Origin of the sequence: Bradyrhizobium quebecense (genome assembly GCF_013373795.3) — a bacterium.
Classification (GTDB): Bacteria; Pseudomonadota; Alphaproteobacteria; order Rhizobiales; family Xanthobacteraceae; genus Bradyrhizobium; species Bradyrhizobium quebecense.
In genome coordinates this window covers 5,666,841-5,687,913 of record NZ_CP088022.1, presented here as the reverse complement: position 1 = coordinate 5,687,913, position 21,073 = coordinate 5,666,841, and the positions used below count along the sequence as shown (strand labels likewise).

The following is a 21,073-nucleotide window of genomic DNA, read 5'->3' as shown; positions in this document are numbered from 1 at the left end:
TGGGTGCTCTTTCGAGCTTATCAGGGCGGGGACCGTCCATCTCATTATGTGCGGGATGACCGACCCTTCGCCGGGCCCGCGCCGCCGGCTGCGGTCTATTACGCCTCGAGCGACCGACGAGGCGAGCATCCCCAAAAGCATCTGGCGGTCTTCGCTGGCATCCTGCAAGCCGATTGCTACAACGGCTTCGAGCCGCTGTTCGATCCGCAGAAGAAGACACTGCCAATTACGCCGGCGTATTGCTTTGCCCATGCACGGCGAGGCTTCTTCGAGCTGGCTGACATTGAGAAAAATGCTTGGGAAGGCACGAAGGACAAACCGGTCTCCCCGATCGCACTGGAGGCGGTCAGGCGGCTGGACGCGTTGTTCGAGATCGAGCGCGCCATCAACGGCTGCAGCGCCGACGAGCGACGTGCCGTGCGCCAGGAACAGAGCAAGGCGCTTCTCGACGACATGCACGCCTGGCTACTGTGCGAGCGAGAAACCCTCTCGCGCTCGTCCGAGGTCCTGAAGCCGATCAACTACATGCGCAGGCGCTGGGAGGGCTTCGCCCGCTTCCTCGACGACGGCAGGATCTGCTTGACTAACAATTGCGCTGAACTCGCTTTGAGAGGCATCGCCTTGGGACGGCGCAACTGGACCTTCGCCGGCAGCCAGCGTGGTGCCGACCGTGCCGCCATCATGCTGACGATGATCACGACGTGTCGTCTCAATGACGTCGATCCAAAGGCCTGGCTTGCCGACGTCCTCGCCCGTATCGCCGATCTTCCTGCATCGCGGCTGCACGAACTGCTGCCCTGGGAATGGAAGCTTCCGCGCCAAGCCGGCAAATCCGACGATCAGCAAGCCGCCTGACCTTCACCCAACGCCATCACATATAGCTCGCCGTGCCCGCGCGCACGCGTCAATCAGGCGGCCTTCGTCGTAGGCGTACGAAGCATAACCTGCGTTTGCGAAGCAGTTCGCGCATTCGCGAGGCTGGATATCCTGAACGAGGTGACCGATGTGGCGCCAAGTGTCTTCGACGGTGCGCCTCTGAGCCTGCCGCATCCAGTGTTTGATCTTGGAGAAGGCCTGTTCGATCGGGTTGAGGTCGGGCGAGTATGGCGGCAGGTACCAGAGCCTGGCGCCAGCAGCCTGGATCATCTGCCTGACAGCTTTCGACTTGTGGCTTCCGAGCTTGTCGAGAATGACGATGTCGCCTTCGCGCAGGGTTGGCAGGAGAAGGTGCTTCACATAAGCGCAGAAGCATTCGCCGTTGACCGGGCCGTCGAAGACGCAGGGTGCCGTGAGTTGGTCATGGCGGAGCGCGCCGAGGAATGTGAGGGTACGCCAGTGACCGTGCGGGGCGAAGCCGCGCAGGCGTGCGCCCTTGGGGCCCTAGCCCCGCAAAGGGGCCATGTTGGTCTTGATCCAAGTCTCATCGATGAAGACGAGCCGGCCCGGATCAAGTCCGGCCTAGCTGTGAAGCACCACTTGATGGAAGAGCCGTCGATACGTCTGGCTCCTCGCAACGTCAGCTGGTCACTGATCTTTCCGAGAGCCGGCGTGTCCGGATCGGCCGTTCGGCGTAAGCGCTGCCGCGGACGATCACGATAAAACGGAGTGCTCTCGACTCGGCGATCCCGGCAATGAATCTGGTAGTTGCATACGTTCATCTCTAATCGAAATGGACGGCGAGACAGAACCTCACGTGGCCCTTGTGCTCCTTAGGCTCGCGATGTTCGTCGCCCGAGATCGATAGGGGCCCCGCAGGATCATACTGGATTCCAGATCGCGAAACATAGTGTAATTTCCGCGGATCCACTGATGTAGTTCGGTAGACCAGTCCTTCTCGTTGCGCAGATACCCGGTGAATGAGAAGCTAAGTCGGTCGATATATCTCTTGAGAAACGGCGGCAGCGCGGCAATCCGAAGTACCCGCTCGCCATCCATCGCTCCAGGTAACTCTCCGCGGAGCACAAATTCATTGTGCACAGTGACTAGCGCCGGCGTCGGAATCCTTTGCCGCAGCATTTCATAACTTCGCATGGAGATGCGGTCAGTGCCAGCGACGAACAAGATGATAGGGGCGACATAGCAGCGCGCCGTCTCTTTGATGAAGCCAATCTCCTCGCACATCTTGAAGAACTCGTCGAAGGCATGAAAGCCGAGGTCGATCACCTTGGCTACCCGATCGTGGATGATCAGTGGGTCCATCAGCTGCATCTTGCCGTAAGTATCAATCACATCTGCGGTCTCCGTGATGTTGGGAAGGTAATCGAGCAATGACGGCTCCTTCAGATTGACATCAAACGACAACGCGGTGCCATGTTTCAGCAGCAAGAACTCGCTTACGAGGCGAGCGATGAGGGTTTTGCCGACCTGCGGGCTAGGAGAGCAGATGATGTAGAGTGGGGTCGCTAACATAGCCAGCAGATCAATGTTGTTTGGTACGTGGCTCAACCCGGAGCGCGCCGAGAATCGGATTACTTCTCGCCAGCCTGGGTGGCTGACCTGGCGCCGGCCAGCTCCGTCAAGTTGATACGGTCAAATTCCCTCCAGACATTTGCCAGCCAGTGCCGGACATAACCGCGCAGCACGAAGGAGTTGTTCGCTGGCTCATCGTTCCGCCCCTTGTTTGCGACGAAGTCCACGAATGGGACGGAAGCGACTTCGACCTGCTCATAGGCCATCTCGTTGAGTTTCGGTATGGTCAACTCGGTCGCATGCTTGATGCGGTGAAAATAGGAGTTGTAGGTCGATTGGTCCCACTGAAAGAACTGAGTGTCGTTGATGAAGTTCTTGACCAGATAGTACTTTGCGCCGCTCATGAAGGTCGCGGTCTCAGCGATCTCGTCCAGAGAAGCGATGGATGATCCCAAGATATGGAATACGGCAAAGGTGATCTGGCCGGACCGCGCCGAATCCAAAAAGCCGATGTCGCGCAAGGAGGCCAGTGCTGAGGACAATAAGCCGGCGCGAGCATCGATGACGGTGACGGATAGCCCTGAATTTAGGGTATCGAAAATCTTCATCTGGTCCGCGGTGGTCGTCATATCGACGATCTCGGTGATCTCGGGATAGAAGCGCTTCAGCGTTCCCCGCGGCGACTCCGTGTCGAATGCGCGTGTTTGCACCTTATTGACGCTGAAGTAGTCCAGAAGCGTTCGTGATACGGTCGTCTTTCCGACTCCTCCCTTGTCCGCACCCACCACAATCACAACTGGCTTCACCATGAAAATCTCCTGAGACACTCGCTGTTGCCAAGCGCGAAGTACGCGCTCGGCGAGCCTCTGCTTTGGACGCGAACATGGCAGAAAGAAGGGGCAATGGCATCTTTGATGCGGGAGCCGCGCAACTGATGAATATTCTGCAACAGCGAGCGGCAGAGGCCACTTGATTGCAGTGAGAATGTAGGTCGAGAACAGCAACTAATCACTCGTGATCGTACTCCACGAGAGGTTTGCGAGTAGCTGAAGGGAAGTTCTCGAGGAAACAACTGTGCGCGGGTGGTGATCATCGCGATCACCATTAGCTACTTGATGCTGCCGATTCTCGATCAGCATGAAATGACGGGAATCGCACGTAGCGTCAGATTCAAGCGTTGATCGAACTGATCGAGGCGGTGCTATGAGGTGGGCTTGCGTCGAGGCTGCGGAGCAGGACCGAACGCTGCCCAGAAAACTTTGATGAAAGTCGTCCTCTGTCTGCAGCTCGGCAGATTGGCAGTCGTTGCAAGGTGTGCCGTTCCGCAATTCGCAGGACTTCCCTAAGACGCGCCTTGTGGTTTTTCCTCATCCACCAAGTTGACAGGAACATGTCGCGATGCAGAGTAGGGCTAGGTGGTGTGGACTCTAAGGATTCCCTTTTAGGCGCAAATCAGATTCAAGACTGCTTTTGGGGAGGCAGTCTTGGGTGTGATGGACCGTTTGGTATTGAGCGACGCGGCTTGGGAGCGGATGGCGCCGCTGATCATAGGTCGCCCCGACCAGAAGGGCTCCACTGGGCGCGACAATCGGATGTTCGTGGAAGGTGTACTTTGGATTGTTCGCACGGGCTCTCCCTGGCGTGATCTCCCGGAGGCGTTCGGGGATTGGAACAGCGTGTTCCGGCGCTTCAGTCGATGGAGCATCAAGGGCGTCTGGTGGCGGATCTTCGAGGCGATGTCCGATGATCCGGACTTCGAATATTTGATCGTCGATTCCACCATCGTCCGGGCGCATCAGCACGCCGCCGGGGCCAAAAAAGGGGGTCTGAAGATCAGGCGATCGGCCGCTCGCGCGGGGGGCTGAGCACCAAGATACATATGGCCGTTCGTGGCTTGGGATGTCCCGTACGGTTCGCGCTGACCGCAGGCCAGCAGGGCGATGCACCGCAAGCTGCCGCATTGATCGAGGGACTACCTGCCGAGGTCGTCATGGCCGATACGGCCTATGACGCCGATCATTTGCGCCAAGCCATCGCCGCCAAGGGCGCGCTCGCCGTCATCCCCAACAACCCGTCACGCACACTCAAATACCCGCTGGACAAGCACCTCTATGCCCAGCGTCACCTCGTCGAATGCTGCTTCTCAAAGCTCAAGCAGTTCCGCCGCGTCGCAACCCGCTTCGAAAAGACCGCCCGAAATTATCGCGCCGTCGTCACTCTCGCAGCCATCGTCCTTTGGATGCGGTAAGTGTCCACACGACCTAGGTCAGACGCATCCGCCAAACAGGCCGGCGCGGCCGCCTGCCGCAGCTTCAGCGATGACTGTTTCGGCGGATGTTATCCGGTCGGTGCCAGCCTTTCTTCGTAAGCGCTGTTCAGCGGCCACCTTCCGGATGACGGGGTGATCTGCGAGTCTGCGGTTCGGTTTGGACCGTTAGGCTTAGAATGGACACAGAGCATAGTGCTATCACGGAGCCGGTGCGGCGGCTTGAAGTCTTCACCGGAGCCGGCCGTCGGCGGAAGTGGAGCGATGGGGACAAGGCGCGGATCGTTGCGGAGATCGTGGCGAGCGGCGACTCGGTCTGTTCGGTAGCCCGACGGCATGGATTGTCACCGCAGCAGTTGTTTGGCTGGCGACGTCAGTTGCGAGAAGCAGCAGGCGGTCATTCCGCAATAGAAGAAGTACAGTTTGTGCCGGCGGTGGTGGATGCCGCGGTGCCGGCGCCCGCTGTTGACCGGGAGCGCAAAGCGGTGCGCTGCAAGGCCAAAGCGGATACCCGGGCTCGCCGTTGCGATGCCGGGATTATCGAGATCGAAGTCGACGGCATCATGATCCGGGCCGGTCGTGGTGCGGATACGACGATGGTTGCGTCGATTGTCCAGGCGCTGAAGGCGAGCCGGTGATCGGTCCGTCGGGTGCGGTCCGGGTGATGGTGGCGACCAAGCCGGTGGACTTCCGTAAGGGGATGGAAGGGCTCGCGACCCTGGTGCGCGAGAGCATGCGGGCAGATCCATTCTCGGGAGCTGTCTATGTGTTCCGGGCCAAGCGGGCGGATCGGATCAAGCTGGTGTTCTGGGACGGAACGGGTCTGTGCCTGTTCGCCAAGAGGCTCGAGGATGGGATCTTCCGCTGGCCGAAGATCGAGGACGGCGTGATGCGCCTGTCGGCGGCGCAATTGTCGGCGCTGCTGGAAGGGCTCGACTGGCGGCTTGTGCATGAGGCGCGGGAGACGTCGACGCCAACGCAGGCCGGATAGCTGTTGGCAGCGCTGCGGCGAAATGAATCAGGAGCGTCGGACGCGTCGCCAGATGGCGGCGAATATGCTCTGAATTGGGTGTGAGCGACGCCCTGCCTGACGATCCCGAGACGCTGAAAGCGATGCTGCTTGCCGAACGATGCGAGAGCGAACGGCTGCGTCAGATCATCAAGGAATTGCAGCGGCATCGGTTTGGCCGGCGGGCAGAGACGCTGCCTGAAGATCAGATGCTGCTGGGCTTGGAAGACGTCGAGCAGGTTGCCGCATACAACGAGACGGCACAGGACGTGAGCGCACCTGAAGGCCGTGAGGCGCGGGCTCGCACGCGCCGCGGCAACCGTGGCGCCTTGCCGATGCACCTGCCGCGGATCGAGGTCGTCGTCGACATCGAGGGCAAGACCTGTCCCTGTTGCCAGGGCGAGTTGCACCGGATCGGCGAGGATAGAAGCGAGCGGCTGGACCTGGTCCCGGCGCAGTTCCGGATCCTCGTGACCCGGCGTCCCAAATACGCCTGCCGGGCTTGCGAGGACGGGGTCATGCAGGCGCCGGCCCCGATTAGGCTGATCGAGGGCGGATTGCCGACCGAGGCCACCGTCGCCCACGTCCTGGTCTCCAAATATGCCGATCACCTGCCGCTCTACCGGCAGGCGCAGATTTACGCCCGCCAGGGCATTGAGCTCGATCGTTCGACGCTGGCGGACTGGGTAGGACAAGCTGCCTTCCACCTGCGTCCGCTGCATGACCGTCTGCTCGGCAAGCTCAGGCAACGGCCAAAGCTGTTCGCCGACGAGACGACGATGCCGGTGCTCGATCCCGGCCGCGGACGCACCAAGACCGGTCAGCTCTGGGCCTATGCAGCGGACGACCGGCCGTGGGGCGGTGCCGATCCGCCGGGCGTTGCCTATGTCTATGCCCCCGATCGCAAAGCCGATCGGCCGATCGCCCATCTCGCAGGCTTCGAAGGGATCCTGCAGGTCGATGGCTATGCCGGCTATGGCAAGCTCGCCGAGCGTGGCGATGTCCAACTTGCATTCTGCTGGTCGCACATGCGACGTAACTTCTACGAACTTGCCACACCCGGTCCCGCGCCCATTGCCAGCGAGGCGCTCAAGCATATCGCCGAGTTCTACGCCATCGAAAGGGACATCCGTGGTCGCGGCGCCGAGGAGCGCCGTCTCGTTCGGCAGCAGAAAATCCGGCCGCTGGCGGAAGCCTTCGAGCGATGGCTCCGCGCAAAGCTCGCGTTGATCAGCCAAAAGGGCAAGTTGGCCGACGCCATTCGCTATGCGCTCTCACGCTGGGAGGGCCTGACGCGCTTCATCAATGACGGCCGCATCGAGCTCGACAACAACGTCGTCGAGCGCTCGATCCGTCCGATCACGCTGAACCGGAAAAATGCGCTGTTCGCAGGCTCCGACGGCGGCGCCGAGCACTGGGCCACCATCGCCTCCCTGGTCGAAACCTGTAAGCTGAACGACGTCGATCCGCTCGCTTACCTGACCGACGCCCTCACCAGGATCGTCAACGGCCATCCAAACAGCGACATCGATCAGCTGCTTCCGTGGGCCTATTGTCGTCAAGACCTCAAAGCTGTGGCCTGAGAACGACGCTTACCTTTCTTCGCGGGCCTGGACAGGAGGGCATCGGCCGAGCCACCTCAGCCGGGCTGGTCCGCAAGCCGCTGCTTGGGGGCTCGGCCCATTCCCCTGTGGGCTTCTCGGCCCAGTTGCCGTTCGTTAGCAGAGCTGGCGTCGCCGGCACGATGTGCGCAGCTCGACCCAGATGAATATTTGTCAGTGAGAGCCTTCATGGAGCTCAGCATCAAGCTGACTTTGGATTGTATGGTGTGCAGAGCCGCTCAGGCGGTGCGCGCCATCGAGTGGAGGGCACCAGGAGCGGCGCCTCGCACCTCGGTCGCCACGGAGCTCCATACTCAATGGCGATCGCCTTTCGTTACATCGGGGCCAAGTTCCGTCGCGGCCAAGGAAGCCGACAAAGCGGGAGCCGCACACCGTTCGCAAGCAGCCGAGCAAAGCTGGACCGATTGCTCGACGGCTCTCGATGGGCGCACTACGTGGTCAAGTGACTGCAAAACAAAACGCGGAGTTTACCTTCTTGGCAGCGCGCTCAACCGTGAGAACGTCACGAACACGACATTGCAGGTGAAATGGACGTGAACTCGGCAGCAACTGAGCAAGCATGGCGACTTGCGGCGCACGGCGGATCGCAGGGCAATGAGAGCGACGGTTTAGCTTTTCAGGCTCGCTGTGAGATTGATTTGGATGCGCATCTGTGCAAAGAGCCTATGAGGCTGCGCCGTCCAATAAGCTGTCCGGCTCAGGCCGTCGTGCACGGCTGCTCGATTGCTGCGCGGTGCCATGGGTCGTGGCCGATGGCTCCATCCACCTCTCTCTACACCGCGATTGGCTTGGCAACGTTTCTCATCACAGCGAGACGGGAGCTGGCAAACATCTCTCTATCGTACACTCCGCCGAAATAATCCAGGACGAAGGTTCTAGAATAATTCAGATTGTCGGTAACGCGCCTGATGAGGTTGTCGAGAATTGCGGCGACTTCGCCAATGCGGTCGCTGTATGAGCGCGAATAACGTCAACGGCGTTCATTGAGTGAACCGCCTCGTCGGCAATCACTTTCTCTGAGCCAATAATGGAACGTGTCGTTTCCAAGTCCATCATAGAACGAATTTTCGGCAGCATAGGCGGGGCAAGTGCACATCTCATCAAATGCGATCATAACCATCAAGGAGAATTCGTCATTCAGGCGTGCACCGATCGGATCAAAATCATGCGATCGAGTGTCTCGATAGCGCGCGTAGCGCGTTTTCGGATCCGTTAGCGACAAGTTCAATGATGCGGATGAATCCATCGGTGTGACGTTCTTCGTCGGCGCCCAGCTTGAAAAAACGCCTCAGCGTCATCGGTAATGTCCAGATTTCGGACCTGTAATTCTTGCCTCTGATGCGTGGCGTCATATTCTGTGTACAGATCAGGCCACAATTTGTCCCAACGTGCGCGTACAACCGATGGTTCGGCGGTGAGCATTGTAGACCATGGAACAATTCGTCTGGATTCCAGTTTCGGCGAACCGGCATGATCATCCGAGTGCTCCTGTCGTGGGCGGTGCGAGCGTCCCGGCGTACGCATGGTCTATAGTCCGAAAACCCGCAAAGCCTACTTACTACACGCAGAATGCGGGCGTCGCCTCCTTGTTCTGGCGGGGTGCAACGTCAGGCTGCGGATCTTCGCAACTTGAGCAGTGTGGAGGTGCCTTCAGTGAAGCGTCAGGCCGCGGCGTCAAATGGCATGCCGTTCCTGGTGTGGCTTGAACTCCATGCCGCCACCGGGTCCATTCCCGCGCGGGATGCTTGGTGTCAGTGATCAAAGAGTACCTCGAATTGTATCAGAGTCGAGTCGGACCAGTGCGAGAATCCATCTTGCTGACCACCTGAGTTGTCTCATCGTGAGCGGCGCGATCTACATGAAGTCGTATCCATCATCGTACGGATCCTGCGCGGGAGTCGCTGAGTTCTGGGGCCGCCCAGCATCACTGCCGGCTCTGTCTTCAGTTGCGGCAAGATACAAGGGTGGTCTGCCCTCTCGCCGCCATTGTCCATCTTCGCTCTTCTTACACCTGTCCGCGCGCTTGGTAGGTTCAAGCACCATCATCGAATCGCTTACATCAACGAAGCCCAATGCTCAGGCGCGAGCTTTCGCTGCCGGGTTGATCGAGTGAGACAGGACGGGCGGTTCGTCGCCATCGAGCGAAGCTGATGTTCCAGCAGAATATCGCCTGCGTTATCGACAAGTGGATGGGTAACTCGGAAATCTATCCTTGACGTGATTTCATCTCGTCTAGGGAACTTCTCCCGCCACGCGTTGTCGCCTTTGAAGAGCTCGCTCATGAGGCCTCCGGGCTCGGTTCGAAGAAGTCCAACGCTTTTGTTGCCCAGCTGATAGCTGAAATATCGCGCCTGTTCCGATCCGGCTTTCCTGCCGAAGCGAAACGCGATATCCGCCGTGCGTTGGGCTTTTTGGGAGATTGGATCTGAGTACCGCTGCGGATGCGTAGCGATATGCCCGATATCGTCGCCATAAAACTCCTCTAACTAGCTCGTTCTCGAAGGTGGACTTTGAGATCTCAACCACCGGGGCTCGGAACCGAGAAAGTACGGCCGGCTTCCCGTCGAAGATGAGCCAGCGTGCTGACCAGACGAGCCTAGCCGCATTTCCGAAAACATGTCTGCGAAGCTTCGGCTATCCTCAGTGCGGTTTCCCAGTTCATCTGCCTCGGAAATGCTTGCGGGGTAGGCGATGGAAGAGTCACTAATGCGATTATACATGGCGAGTTGCATTCCTCTCGGCGACGTTGCTTGGCGGAGCTTGTCTCTTCAGTCTCCGCGCGACTCATAGGCAACATTTGCTGTCGGCAAGCTGACCGGCAGGCAGCATCGGCGCTTCGCTGCTGTTCGCCAACTCATCTCGAGCGGGCCAACGCCTGCCGGCCGTCCGTTAGCGGCCGTGGGTCTGTGTTCCCGCTCTCCGTCTTGCTTTCAAGTGCGAGCGAGAGTTTGAGGTTGTTACGCAACATCGCATTTGCGGGAGCTGTTTCAAGAGCTTGGCGGTATAGCGCTTGTGCCTCGCGATGGCGGCCCTCGTGGTCGAGCACAACACCCTTGGCATTCAGCGCGCGCAGGTCGCCAGGTACGACCAGTAAGAGCGCGTCGAGCACCTCAAGCGCATCATCTGGGGATCTGCGTCCCAGCAGGGCCCGAGCAAGAGGAATCGCCGCATCGACGTTGTCCGGTTGTTGCCTCAACGTGTCGCGTAAAGTCTGCTCGTCAGCATCCCGATCGATGGCGCGAACAATGCGCTCACGCATGGCAGGATCAATCTCCACGGCGCCTGCTGGATCTGATGTGGATGTCTGCTGCGGGGAGAGCGCCGACCGCTCCGAGCCGGCACAAGCTGATAGCAGCAATATGGCGAGAAGAGCTGGGCACGAGCCCGGACCAAAGGAGCACAAGCGCCGCCCGACGCTGATCGCATATGGAGTCATGGGCCATCTCGGGATAAGCGGCTGCGTTCTGTTAAGTCGGCGCGGTAAGGAGCCCGCCACGCTCCGAGGAAGCGGCCTTATCCTTGGCAGCCGGAAGCTTGACGGACCCAATCGGCTGGACGGTGAAATCCGAAGCGAGATCCTGATAGGACAGAACGGGCAAATCGATTCCGTTGCGGGTGAGAAAGCCTCGTACAAAACGGCGGATATCCATCGAACCGAGAATAATGGGTTGGCTCTGACTTCGAGCGATGGTCGAATGGATCTGACGGAATTGTGCAAGCAGCTTCTCGCTCTGCCAATCGTCCAAAACGAGGTATGGACCGACAGCGGTTTCGCGCACCGCGCCGCGGACAATATCCTCGGTCTCGCGCTCGATGATAAAGGCGGCCACAACCCGATGGGCATTGGCATAGCGAAAACAGATCTGCCGTTTCAAGGTGGCACGAACATATTCGGTGAGCAGGACCGCATTTTGCTCGCGTTCACTCCATTCTGCCAGGGCTTCCAGCAGTAGGCGGGTGTTGCGAATTGGAATGCCCTCATCGAGTAGGCGGCGCAGGACCTCGGCGATCCGAGGAACGGTGGTCGTACGCAGCACTTCCTTGACCAGATCAGCGTATTCCTGCTCCATTCGGCCAAGCAATTGGCGAGTTTCTTGAATGCCTACCAAGCGCTGTGCATAGCGTGTCAATGTGAAGTGGAGACGCAAGGCAAGAATTTCGCTCGGACGATGATATCCGATTCCCGCGGCTTTGAGGGCGGCCGCATGACCTTCTTCGATCCAGACCCGATTCGTCTCCGGCTCTTGTCGAAAGGGGATGCCGCTCAATTCGATGTTCGCCACATCGTCGTTGAGCGCGAGTTGCGTCGGATCGATTACATCCCGTTCCACCGGCACGCTGTCGACATCTACCCTGAACTGCGACTTGGACAGATGCTGATCGACCTGAGCCGGGATACGCGGGACCGTTATGCCAAGATCCGCCGATACCAGCGTCGAAACGCGCGCGATGCACTGCTCCAGCTCGTTCTTGTCGATTAAATACGTCAGGTCCGGCGCGAGGAACAGCGCGATCGGAAGTGCCTCCGCATGAACAGCTTGTTCCTGGGTCTGTGCTAGAGCCCGAGCGGAAGCGGCGGCATCTGCACTTGTCTTACCTGCCGTCTTGTCGCTTTTCGCCCCAACCCTGACATAGCTCGCTGCAGCGAAGAGCCCAGCTAGAATGACGAACGGCGGCAAAGGGAAGCCGGGAACGAGTCCCATCAAGAGCAAGACGCAAGCGGCTAAGCGAAGGGCTTGTGTGCTTGCCGTGAGTTGGTTGACAATATCGGCACCAAGTCTGAGCTTGGAAGGCCCGTTCACACGCGTGACGATGGTTGCGGCCGTGATCGACAGCAGCAGCGCCGGGATCTGCGAGATGAGCGCATCCCCTATTGTCAGCAGCGTATATTGGTGCAGCGCCTCATCGAGCGACATACCCTTGGACAGCAGGCCGATACTGATCCCACCCAGCATGTTGATGCAGATGACGATCAGGCCAGCGATCGCGTCGCCCTTGACAAACTTCATGGCACCATCCATGGCGCCATGAAGTTGGCTCTCTTGCTCCAGTGCCGCGCGCCGGCGACGCGCTTCGTGTTGATCGATATGGTTATTGCGCAGCTCCGCGTCTATCGCCATCTGTTTGCCCGGCAGCGCGTCGAGCGTGAAGCGCGCAGAAACCTCTGCGACGCGCTCGGCGCCTTTCGCAAGAACCATGAACTGCACCATGGTCACGATCAGGAATATGACGACTCCGACAGCGATATTCCCTGATATTACGAAGTCGCCAAAGGTGTGGATAATGCTGCCTGCGTCACCCTCCGCAAGAATAAGCCGCGTGGTTGCGATGGTCAGCGAGAGACGAAATACCGTCGAGATAAGGATGACGCCGGGCAACGAGGAAAAATCAAGCGCTGTGCTGAGATAGAGGGCAACCATCAGCAGCAATATGGCAAAGCCAAGATTGAAGCCGATCAGCATGTCAATCACGATGATCGGGATCGGCATGATCATCATGCCGATCGCCAGAAGCAGCATCAACGCGACCATAAAATCCGGATGAGCCGGCGCGCGCAGGATGAATTTACGCAAGGCGTTGGCCATGAAGGTCCCTATTTCTGTTTGATGAGAGCGGTGCTGCCGCGCAATGACACATAGCGTCGGAAGACATCGCGGGCCTCGGTCATGCGGCCTGCCTCCCGCAGCGCTTGACTGCGCAGGAGCGTCAAAGGCACGCGTGAAGACGGGTGAGCATCAACGGCGTCCAGCTGATCGAGCACCTCAAGTGCTTCGTCACCAAGGCCCTCCGAGATGAGGGTGTAGGCCAGAATTCGGAGCAGATCGACATCCTGGGAATGTTCGCGGGCTGCGATTCGTAGCAGGGCCAGACTTTGTGCGCTCTGCCCGCACGCGAGGTGGACATAGGAGAGGGCGCAGAGCAGGTCACGCTCCGGCCCGGAGATCAGCAGGATATCGCCGGACTTGGAAACGTCCGGGGCCGAGGTGCGGACATCCTGCACTCGATCCGATTCGATCATGGCTAGCCCTTGATCAAGCTGTTCTGATTTTGCCGGAGCAGAAGGAACCGCCGCAGTTCTTGCTGCAGGATCGCCAAGCATTCGCCGGCCGTCTTGTCGTCTGGCGTTGATTCCAGCGTTTGCGTTAAGCGCTCCAGAAGAGCACCATGCCTGTCTGCGCGCAGCACGTCCGGATGACGCAGGCGTGGAATGACAAAGGAGAGCAGGCCTTGTGACAGATTGTGGCCATAAAGTGAGGCAAGTACAGCGCGGGGGTCGATTTCATTTGCGCCAGCAGCCCTCTCGAAGAGAGTGACGCGCGAGATTGCATCGATCGGGCCGACCTCGAGCGCGGCTTCGCTCGCAGGATCAATTGTCAGATCCTGAGCGGATGCGTCTCGCCACGACGCCTGTTTCGTGGCGCCATCTGCATGAGCGCCCGCGACTTCGATGTGGTCGGCTTTCGGGGTGGTCGGGCCGTTGACCGATGCATGCTCCCCCGCGTCATACCCCTGCGACAAGGGGCCGGACCCTACAGGGTGCTGGGGCAGTCGGGCCATAGGCTTCTCCTTTCTTCCTGCAGGGCGAAAACATTAATAGGGAAGTGCAGCGAAGCGGCCGTTCCGACTGAGCAGCACTCGTCCATCCTCGATTCGATCGACGGTCCATCCATTGCTCAGCAGCGCTCCCACGAAATACTTCTGGCCGCCGATAAGAAGATAACGTTCGCTTCCGCGCCAAACCGCTTGGACCGAGATTGAGGGCGGCGCCTTTTCGTCCTTGACGGTGACCGCGTTCACAAGGGCAGGAGTTCCGTTGGTTTGATGATCAAACCATTGCTGGATTTCCTGCCATTTTGCGCCAAGGGCTGGGGTCACGGTTCCTTCCGCGGTCACGACGCCGTGCCCCGAACCGACCTTGATATTAAGAAGGCCCCCTCGTTCAACCTCCTGCCGCAGCAATTCGGCAGTTGCATCAGCGGCCTTCGCATCCAGACGATTGATGGCTGGTTTGGCGGCAATGTCGGCCACAGGCGATGCGTCTGTGCTCGGCGGCACTGCGTTATCGTCAGGGGCGAATATGGGCGAGACGGCGCCGATCGCCATGGAGCTGAGCAAGACGAGGCTGAGCACCACGATCCAGATAAAAGAGCGGTTGCTTGAGCCACCTTGCGGCAAATCTTGCGTCGACCAGCGAATGGACATGGCGCCGACATGAACGACGGCAGGAAGAGGAACACTAACGCGCTCGCCTGGGGGCATATTCTCGCGGCCGTCCAGTCTGATATTGGCTGCAAGGGCCTCGATCTCGATCGAATTGGTATGCGGGGTGATGCGAAGGTGGCGCGGTTCGAGCCCTTGTTCAAAGAAGATCAGATCGGCATCGAGGCCGCTGCCGATGAGGCTGGCCCCAATAGCGGTTTTGCCCCTAAGCCCGGCATAGAGTCCCGATAAGACCTCAAACTCGAGAGAAATCGATTCGCTCACGGATCATCTCCTGAATAACGAGACAAGCCGTACGGCAGTTCGCCGTACGGCTCTTGCAGAGTTCGTCATTCACTGCGCGGACACGGTAGCGACTCGGTGAGCCAACCGCCTTGCAGATTTACTGGACGCGTTCGTCGGCGACCTTCTTCTCGGAAGAGAGCTCGGTCGTAATTCTGCGCATCGCCACGGCCTGGGCCTGAACTTTTTGGCTAACACGCTCGAACTCAGCCATCTGGTTCTGGAAACCGGCATCCTGGGTCTGCTGAGTAGCAGGAGCGGCACCGTTACCGCCAACACTATTAACCGCCATGTCTATTCACCTTTCTTTGTCGTGTGTCGTAGTTGTGGCCTGCTACGTCGGGCGGGCCGATGATACGATGGCAGGAATAGAAAGAAAGACGTGCTCGCCCCCCAGACTGCTCAGGCTCAGCTCTGCGTTCTTGCCGAGACCATCGGTCTTGGGCTGTACGTTGCTCGTTTCAGCGTTCTTGTTGTCGGCAGCTTTGTCGGGGTGACTATCTTCGGACCCCAGCTTGTGGATCACCTTTCCAAAGGCTTGATCAAGGGCCCCGCCCACGGCGGAACCAATCGCAGCTCCGGCAGGTCCGCCCAACCGTCCGCCGGCGGCGCTTCCGATCATTTCTCCAATCATCGACTTCTCCTATGCTCGTCTTGTTACGCTCAATAGACGACTCCTCGCCTACAGTTCAGCGGCCTCATGCTAGGAGCGCTACCTTTCGAGAAGCTGACGAGTCTCGCGTTCCAGAACATTGGGGCGGCGCTTTGCAGAAGCTCATCACCTGCTGACAGCTTGCAAGCTTCATTTGCCTCCCTGGCCGCGCGTATGATCAGCCTGACGCCGAGCCGATATCGGCGCGGCGAACGTGCCTGCGCGTCAGGCGCAATTCGTTGGTCTGGTGAAGCTTGCAGCGAAGCTCTGACGGGTGTGCGTGGTCCGGCGATCAGGCCCGGTCGCTGGGCCTACGGCCGGGTTGTTGCGTTTGTCGGTGAGCGTTGCTGCGGAGACTGATGGTGTGATCGCCGGCACTTAGAGATTGCATCGATAGCGCGCAACGGGGGGGGGGGGGGGGGGCTTTCCTGGTCCGACGGGGCGACTGGCGGCTTCGCGGTGAGACCTCGTCGCTTATTGAGGCCTCGCAAGGAACAGGGCCTACTCAGTGTAGCTGACATCGGACAGTCGATCGTCGGGTGCGAGACTGCATGTTGCCGGTGATCGGCGAGCGTGGATATTCCCTAAAGGTGGTCTGTCGTGGAAGGCGGCTGCGAGCAATCATGCGATCCCCAGCCCGTGTCTGCTGACGAGGGCTGTGATGTTCAGTCGATGGTTTGTTGTCGTCAGCTTTTCGACAGGTACTGCTGGTACAGTCTTGGAACTTGGATGCGTGCGACATGCTCGTGCCAAACCGACGAGAGGAGGGGGTGGGGCTCATCAGGGTTGCCGGCGCCGGCAGCGAGAAGCATCCATTCGCTCCCCATCGGGCAGGGGTGCGTTCTAAAATGGTTCCTAGTTGATTGAGCGCAACGCTCGCAATTTTACCGCTTTCTTCGATGCAACAGGAGTGAACTAAATGGCGTATCTTCCCGTGGCCGGTCTCCCCGTGGTCGGCGCACTCGATTCGACGGTGAATGGAGTGGGGTCTGACGGGGTGGTTGCCAGCCCCGCTTTCGGCGCGCTGTTGGGGCAGTATGCCCCGACAGGTGCCTACCAGTACCTGCCGGCAGGTGCTGCCGTCGTTGTCGCTCCGGTGGTCGTCACTCCAGTTGTGGCTGCTCCCATGTACATGATGGCGCCGCCGCCTCCTCCTTCCATGCTGTTGAGCCAGCAAAGTTCGGGTTTGGAGCCTTCCGTCGATCCGGTATGGACGCATGAGGTCAAGGATGGTAAGGCCACGATCAACCTCGGCGACAAATATACGATCACGGCCGATGAGAAGGATGGCACCTGGACCGTTCGCAACAACCAGACCGGCCATGTCACGAAGATCCATGGCGATCCCCATGTTGACGCGGACGGGGATGGCAAGGATGACTTCGACTTCAAGAAAGATATGACCTTCCAGCTCGACGATGGGACCAAGATTACCGTCAATAATGTCGACTACGGTAATGGTGAGACCATCTCCTCAAAGTTGACCATTACGAACGGTCACAACGCGATGGTTGTGGAGGGGCTCGGCGACGACAAGGATGGCAAAAACAATCTGAGGGTGACCCAGTCCAATGCTGGCATGACTCTTGATGAGCTGACACCCGATGGTGCCCAGGCGATCCATGAGAGCGGCCAAGGCTGGGTCGATGGCGCCGGCGGCGTGGTGAATCAGGCGAGTATCGATGCCGGCGAACAGGGTCGCGCGCCGGGCAGCTACCAGTCTGCAAGCGCAACGCCTGCCACTGCAACACCCGTGTTCTTCGTTCCTCCTCCACCGCCACCTCTTGCGATGGTTCCGCTTGCCGTCGCTCAGGCGCCAGCGCCGTCCTCTCAGCCAGCGCCGTCATCTCAGCCAGCGCCAGTGTGGTCGCACGAGGTCAAGGACGGCAAGGCGACGATCAACCTTGGTGATAAGTATACGATCACAGCCGATGAGAAGGACGGCACCTGGACCGTTAGGAACAACCAGACCGGCCATGTCTCGAGGATCCACGGCGATCCTCACGTCGATGCTAATGGCGACGGCAAGGACGATTTCGACTTCAAGAAAGGTATGACCTTCCAGCTCGACGACGGCACGAAGATCACGGTGGACACGGTCGATTATGGCAAAGGAAAAACCATCTCCTCGAAGCTCACCATCACCAACGGCGACAATGCCATGGTTGTGGAGGGGCTCGGTGACGACAAGGATGGGAAGAACAATCTGAAGGTCACGCAGTCTAATGCTGGGCGGACGCTTGATCAGCTGACGTCCGATGGCGCTCAGACAATCCATGAGACAACTCAGGGGTGGGTTGACAACTCCGGACGAAAGGTGACGCAGGCGGTGATCAACCACAATGAGAACCCGGATGCGCCACCGGATTTCAAGACGATGATGCACGAGAGCATGTTCCAGCGCATTTTCCATCGCCATGCACAGCCGGCATGAGGCCCGATCCCCGGGGCGTGTCGGAAACTCGTGGAAGCGGGCGCTAGCGCCCGCCTTTCATTTTCGCCAAACGGCCGCGAGAAGGGCAGCTTGGCGATCTATCGATTCAGGATCGACGGTAACAGTCAGATTGTCTCGGCAATCGCAGCCTTCGCCCCGACAAACGGGCGGAGGGCCTCCAGGCCCGGCTACCCGGCCAGAATTGCTGTGGCGCGTTCCCGCCCGTTGTCGGCGATGGAGGCGCTGCACAGGAACGGTGCTCTCAGGTTTGTCTGCATCTCAAAGTCATGCCGACGCAAGCGTCGCAGTGAAAATCCCGTCAAGATCGCAAATTGGATTGAGGGCTGCCTCGACAGCGCGATCTACCCTCGGCTCAAAAGCACAAGCCCTGCCTCGCGTTGAGCTCTGCCTGTCTTTAGCCTCCGAAGCCGGGCGTGAACCCTTGCGCCCCCCCGAACATCCATCAGCTTCTCAGGAAGCCGGAGGCGCTATGGGCTTTGAGCATCGCCATTCCCGTCAAAGTAAGCGTAAGCGCGAATTTCTCCGCACCTTTTGCTTTTGAGAGTCCTGATGCATGAGGTGTCCACCAAAATAGGTGGACACCTTGTGATGAGCGACGATGATCAGAAACTGCGGGTCAGGCTTGTCGGCCGGAACGGTCGCCGGCGCTACGAGGCGGCATCGAAAGAGCGTCTTGTCGCGGCCTGCCTTGAGCCTGGGGTTTCGGTATCGAGGCTTGCACTCGAACATGGGGTCAACGCGAACCTCCTTCGGAAGTGGATCAAGAAGCACAGCGCGACCAGGTCGCTGCCGCCGTCCTCACGCCCGGCGTTCATCCCGGTTCAGCTTGAGGGGAAGTCCGAGCGGGACCTGTCGCGAAAAGACAGCGTGGCGACGGTTGATTTGCCGGCTTACGATGAAGTGCGTGGTTCGGAACCCAAAGGGACTCCAGCTTTTTGTTCTCCGGCCAAAGTGAGCGTGTCGCTGCCGAATGGCGTGAAGCTCGCGCTGGAATGCGGCGATGTGGATGCATTGACGGCGATCATCGGAGCGCTGGGCGATGTTTAGACTGGGCGATGACCTGCAGGTCTATCTGCACCGTGAGCCGATCGACTTCCGGGCTGGCATCAACAGCCTTGCGGTCCTGGTCCAGGAGACGATGGCGCTCGATCCATTCACTCCGGCGGTTTTTGCGTTCTGCAATCGCCGTTGCGACCGGATGAAGCTTCTGTTCTTCGATCGGTCCGGCTTTGTACTGGTCCTGAAGCGGCTGACCGAAGACAGGTTCCGATGGCCGCGCCGCCAGGAGGCGATCGTCACGCTGACGACGGAGCAATTGCACTGGATCCTTGACGGCATCGATATCGATGCGATGGTCCGCCATCCGGTGCGGCAATATCAGGTTGCCGGCTGAGCTCTCGAGTTGAGCGGTTGACGCGTCGGTACGGTTCAGATTCAAGAATTCGATGAATCGAACCGGCGATCCGAGTGTTGAAGTGCTGTTGGCACGCATTGCTGCGCTGCAGGCGGAGAACCATCAACTCGCCGACCGCGTCGCCAAGCTCGAGGAAGAACTGGCGCTGGCACGCCTGCATCGTTTTGCGCCGCGCAGCGAAAAGCATGTTGATCGTCTCTTCAATGAAGCCGAGCAGGCCTCCGATGAGGAGGACGCCGGCAGTGAAACGAACAATATCGCCGAACTTCCGGACACGGGCTTGCCACCCGTCGAAAACACAATGGGAAAGAAGCGCGGCCGCAAGCCGCTGCCGGGGAACCTGCCTCGTGAGCGCGTCGAGTATGACCTGTCCGACGATCAGAAGGCGTGTCCTTGCTGCCGTGGCCAGATGCATCGCATGGGCGAGGCTGTCACCGAGCAACTTCATATCGAGGTGAAGGCGAAGGTTTTACAGAATGTGCGCTTCAAATATGCGTGCCGCCATTGCGATCGCACCGGGATCCACGCCCCTGTCGTGACCGCGCCGATGCCGCCGCAACCATTGCCGGGCAGCGTTGCCACGCCCTCGACGCTGGCGTTCGCGCTGGTTCACAAATATGTCGATGGCACGCCGCTCTACCGCCTGGCGCAGGCCTTCGAACGTGCAGGTGTTCCTGTCAGCCGCGGCGCTTTGGGCCACTGGGTGATTGGCTCGAGCGAGAAGCATCTGCATCGCATCTACGACGCCCTGAAGCTGCGGCTCAGATCACAACCTCTCATCCATGGCGACGAGACAACGGTTCAGGTCCTCAAGGAGAAGGACAAACGGGCCACCAGCACATCGTACATGTGGGCTTATCGCAGCGGCAAGGGCAGCCACGAGCCGATCGTTCTTCTGGATTATCAGCCGGGCCGCGGCCAAATCCACCCGCAAGCCTTCCTCGGCGATTACCGTGGCATTGTAATGAGTGACGGCTATACCGCATGGCGCACGCTGGAAGGGGCCACCCACATTGGATGCATGGCCCACTCCCGGCGGCGCTTTGTCGATGCCCTCAAAGCCAGGAAGAAGGGCGGCGGTCCGCCCGAGCAAGCGCTGCGGTTCTTTGAACAGCTCTACCGGGTTGAAAGGCGGGCGTGGGACGGAATACCGGAGAAGGGTGAAACACAGGCCTACTGCATTCGCCGCTTCCGCCAGCAACATAGTGTCCCCATCCTCAATGCTCTCAAAGTATGGCTCGATGACATGGCCCCGAAGGTCTTGCCTGACAGCAAGCTCGGCGACGCCGTATCCTACACCCGAAACCAATGGGAATATCTGACGCGCTACACCGGGGACGGCAGCATGCCGATTGACAACAATCTTCTGGAGCGCGACATCAGGGTTTTTGCAACTGGCAGGAAGAGTTGGTTGTTCAGCGATACCGTGGACGGAGCCAAGGCCAGTGCCGTCGTCTATAGCCTGATGCTGACCTGCCGCGCCTCACGTGTCGAGCCGTTAGCGTGGTTGCGCCACGTCCTCACCGAATTGCCTCAGCGCGCCGGCGACGCCGATATTACAGACCTGCTGCCCTTCAACTTCCACAAAGCCGCCACTGCCTGAACGGCTCGGTATCGCCCGATACCAGGGCAATCCATCAAAACCGCCGGCGTGCGAAGAAAATCGCGCTTACAAGTAAGCTGCTAGGGACGTTAAAAGGAAATCGCAGCAGCCCGCCGCCAAAAAGATCCCGGTGCATTCGG

At 59.4% G+C, this 21,073-nt stretch carries 17 protein-coding genes and 2 pseudogenes; 9 read left to right on the top strand and 10 right to left on the bottom strand.

The features are described from left to right. Window positions 1-45: 45 nt before the first annotated feature. A pseudogene (gene tnpC / locus HU230_RS27430) lies at window positions 46-855 on the top strand (IS66 family transposase); the annotation flags it as partial. A gap of 78 nt (window positions 856-933) precedes the next feature. Here the strand turns inward: tnpC (HU230_RS27430) and HU230_RS27425 are convergent. The 3 genes and pseudogenes from HU230_RS27425 to HU230_RS27415 all read right to left on the bottom strand — a co-directional run. Beyond that, window positions 934-1,449 (bottom strand): annotated as a pseudogene (locus HU230_RS27425) (IS630 family transposase); the annotation flags it as partial. 240 nt (window positions 1,450-1,689) lie between these two features. Further along, on the bottom strand, window positions 1,690-2,409 hold the full coding sequence (locus HU230_RS27420; protein ID WP_166106206.1) for a hypothetical protein: 720 nt from the start codon (window positions 2,407-2,409) through the stop codon (window positions 1,690-1,692). A gap of 59 nt (window positions 2,410-2,468) precedes the next feature. Next, window positions 2,469-3,218, bottom strand: a complete 750-nt coding sequence (locus HU230_RS27415) for a P-loop NTPase family protein (RefSeq protein ID WP_029084301.1) — start codon at window positions 3,216-3,218, stop codon at window positions 2,469-2,471. Window positions 3,219-3,893: 675 nt separating this feature from the next. Between HU230_RS27415 and HU230_RS44120 the strand changes: the two genes are divergently transcribed. From HU230_RS44120 to tnpC (HU230_RS27390), 4 genes are all read left to right on the top strand, one after another. Further along, window positions 3,894-4,657 (top strand): IS5 family transposase gene (locus HU230_RS44120; protein WP_176529065.1). Its coding sequence is split into 2 segments (ribosomal slippage): window positions 3,894-4,229 and window positions 4,232-4,657, totalling 762 coding nucleotides; the frame shifts between segments, so codons are not numbered across the junction. A 230-nt stretch (window positions 4,658-4,887) separates the two neighbouring features. Continuing rightward, entirely contained in the window at window positions 4,888-5,313 is a 426-nt protein-coding gene (gene tnpA, locus HU230_RS27400; RefSeq protein WP_224924222.1) for an IS66-like element accessory protein TnpA, read from the top strand. Next, entirely contained in the window at window positions 5,310-5,666 is a 357-nt protein-coding gene (tnpB, locus tag HU230_RS27395; protein ID WP_176529066.1) for an IS66 family insertion sequence element accessory protein TnpB, read from the top strand. The genes tnpA (HU230_RS27400) and tnpB (HU230_RS27395) overlap by 4 nt, the downstream gene beginning before the upstream one ends. A 122-nt stretch (window positions 5,667-5,788) precedes the next feature. After that, window positions 5,789-7,267, top strand: coding sequence for an IS66 family transposase (gene tnpC / locus HU230_RS27390; RefSeq protein WP_176534836.1), 1,479 nt, complete (start codon window positions 5,789-5,791; stop codon window positions 7,265-7,267). A gap of 2,893 nt (window positions 7,268-10,160) precedes the next feature. On the opposite strand, the gene HU230_RS27385 is transcribed toward tnpC (HU230_RS27390), so the two are convergent. The 7 genes from HU230_RS27385 to HU230_RS27355 form a co-directional block, all read right to left on the bottom strand. Further along, window positions 10,161-10,565 (bottom strand): tetratricopeptide repeat protein, encoded by a 405-nt coding sequence (locus HU230_RS27385; protein ID WP_224924205.1) that lies wholly within the window; start codon window positions 10,563-10,565, stop codon window positions 10,161-10,163. A 208-nt stretch (window positions 10,566-10,773) separates the two neighbouring features. Beyond that, on the bottom strand, window positions 10,774-12,891 hold the full coding sequence (gene sctV / locus HU230_RS27380; protein WP_166104774.1) for a type III secretion system export apparatus subunit SctV: 2,118 nt from the start codon (window positions 12,889-12,891) through the stop codon (window positions 10,774-10,776). Window positions 12,892-12,899: 8 nt separating this feature from the next. Then, window positions 12,900-13,325 carry a type III secretion apparatus assembly chaperone SctY gene (gene sctY / locus HU230_RS27375; RefSeq protein ID WP_166106204.1) on the bottom strand — a complete coding sequence of 142 codons (426 nt, stop codon included), beginning with the start codon at window positions 13,323-13,325 and terminating at the stop codon, window positions 12,900-12,902. 2 nt (window positions 13,326-13,327) lie between these two features. Then, window positions 13,328-13,864, bottom strand: coding sequence for a hypothetical protein (locus tag HU230_RS27370; RefSeq protein ID WP_176529068.1), 537 nt, complete (start codon window positions 13,862-13,864; stop codon window positions 13,328-13,330). Window positions 13,865-13,897: 33 nt separating this feature from the next. Next, window positions 13,898-14,791 carry a SctD/MshK family protein gene (locus HU230_RS27365; protein WP_176529069.1) on the bottom strand — a complete coding sequence of 298 codons (894 nt, stop codon included), beginning with the start codon at window positions 14,789-14,791 and terminating at the stop codon, window positions 13,898-13,900. Between the two features lie 118 nt (window positions 14,792-14,909). Beyond that, a complete protein-coding gene (locus tag HU230_RS27360) occupies window positions 14,910-15,101 on the bottom strand; it encodes a hypothetical protein (RefSeq protein ID WP_014498042.1) in 192 nt (63 codons plus the stop codon). A gap of 42 nt (window positions 15,102-15,143) precedes the next feature. Continuing rightward, a complete protein-coding gene (locus HU230_RS27355) occupies window positions 15,144-15,443 on the bottom strand; it encodes a hypothetical protein (protein ID WP_176529070.1) in 300 nt (99 codons plus the stop codon). A gap of 937 nt (window positions 15,444-16,380) precedes the next feature. Here HU230_RS27355 and HU230_RS27350 point away from each other — a divergent pair. The 4 genes from HU230_RS27350 (at window position 16,381) to tnpC (HU230_RS27335) (ending at window position 20,933) form a co-directional block, all read left to right on the top strand. Next, complete coding sequence (locus HU230_RS27350) at window positions 16,381-17,895, top strand: DUF1521 domain-containing protein (RefSeq protein ID WP_176529071.1); 1,515 nt, start codon at window positions 16,381-16,383, stop codon at window positions 17,893-17,895. Between the two features lie 609 nt (window positions 17,896-18,504). Next, window positions 18,505-18,963 carry an IS66-like element accessory protein TnpA gene (gene tnpA, locus HU230_RS27345; RefSeq protein ID WP_166073826.1) on the top strand — a complete coding sequence of 153 codons (459 nt, stop codon included), beginning with the start codon at window positions 18,505-18,507 and terminating at the stop codon, window positions 18,961-18,963. Further along, on the top strand, window positions 18,956-19,309 hold the full coding sequence (tnpB, locus tag HU230_RS27340) for an IS66 family insertion sequence element accessory protein TnpB (RefSeq protein ID WP_166073804.1): 354 nt from the start codon (window positions 18,956-18,958) through the stop codon (window positions 19,307-19,309). Before tnpA (HU230_RS27345) ends, tnpB (HU230_RS27340) begins: the two co-directional genes overlap by 8 nt. Before the next feature lie 52 nt (window positions 19,310-19,361). Then, window positions 19,362-20,933 carry an IS66 family transposase gene (tnpC, locus tag HU230_RS27335; protein WP_166213725.1) on the top strand — a complete coding sequence of 524 codons (1,572 nt, stop codon included), beginning with the start codon at window positions 19,362-19,364 and terminating at the stop codon, window positions 20,931-20,933. Window positions 20,934-21,073 lie beyond the last annotated feature (140 nt).